Below are 1,206 nucleotides of genomic sequence, written 5' to 3'. Positions count from 1 at the left end.
GCCATCGTGTTCGAAAGAGGACCTGTACCACGCCGGCCCCGCACCGCTGCTGATCCGCGGTGGCCAGGTCGTAATGCGGGCCGGTGGAGCCGTCTCTCAAACGGTCAGTCGCCGAGCCCGCCGGACTCTGCCGGGCGATATCCCGTTGCTTGATGTTGCTGACGATCGACACCGAGACCTTGGGAAGGCCATCGGTCACCCCGGCCGGCGTCGGCGCCTCGGCGCTACCGGGCGAGGAGGGCGCTTACGGTCTTGCCGCCGGCCGCCTGGCGGGTCACAGCGGTGGCGCGGGCGAGGCGGTTGACCATGGGCCAGCCAAAGCCTCCGGTGCCGCCGTTCAGGTCGGGGGTGCGCATGCGCGGCGCCTGCGGACTGCCGTCATGCACGGCCACCTCGATGCTCTCCGGGCGCGCGGTCAGGCCCAGGCTGCAAGTGCCGCCGCCGTGACGCAGGGCGTTGGTGACGAGCTCGGAGACGACCAGGACCACCGTGTCGGCAGCCTCGGCCGCGATCGCCGGTACGAGCCCGTCGAGGAAGTCCCGGGCGCTCTCGCGTGCGTCGGCTGCGGATGTCGCGGAGCGGAGGGTCGCGACGTTGACGCTCATCGTGTCCATCAGGTCCCCCCTGGTCTCTGGATCTGGTCGCTGGATCGTCAATGCCCGGTCCTGTCTGACCGGGGCTTGTGCCCCGGCCTGTGGCCCGTCAACCCGGCTTGCGCCCGCCATCCATTATCGCTCGCAGCCGAGTACCTCACCGCCGAACACGCGGAAATCTATGGTGGCTGGAGTAGACATTACGTGATGGCGTGAGTATGGTTTCTCTCGTCGACGAGATCAACGGGGCCTGGCAGAGATGAACTGCCGGCCAGCAGTACCCGCAGTTGCAGTTCGCAGTACCCAGCAGTGAAGTCAGTGAGCAGCACCTCGGTGAAGGCGTCGGCTGCGGACGCGCGCACCGGGAAGTTCGGCAGTGGGGTGCTAAGCCAGAGCAGACGCAGGACGGGCGACGGGGCTGGCTGCCGAAGAGTGGCGCTACGGCAGGCCACAGAGCAGTTCGCATCACCAGCAGTAGGTAAGTGATTGATCCCAGAGGGAAGAAACGGAGGAGCCAGGCGCCATCAGGATCGCCCGGGCGGAAGTCTTGAGCCTGGGTACCGCGGGACATCGATTGTGAGGTGGTCTCCGGTCAAGCAACCGCGATCCCCGC

Annotated in this window: 2 protein-coding genes; both read right to left on the bottom strand. The window is 67.5% G+C overall.

The genetic code is table 11. The features are described from left to right. The coding region (locus ACZ6CL_RS42995) for a hypothetical protein (protein ID WP_468947042.1) at positions 1–199 on the bottom strand (199 nt) is incomplete at its 3' end. Positions 200–224: 25 nt separating this feature from the next. After that, a complete protein-coding gene (locus tag ACZ6CL_RS42990) occupies positions 225–614 on the bottom strand; it encodes an ATP-binding protein (RefSeq protein ID WP_468947041.1) in 390 nt (129 codons plus the stop codon). Positions 615–1,206 lie beyond the last annotated feature (592 nt).

The organism is Streptomyces sp. NPDC041200, from assembly GCF_055591805.1.
This window is presented reverse-complemented; position numbering and strand designations above follow the sequence as displayed.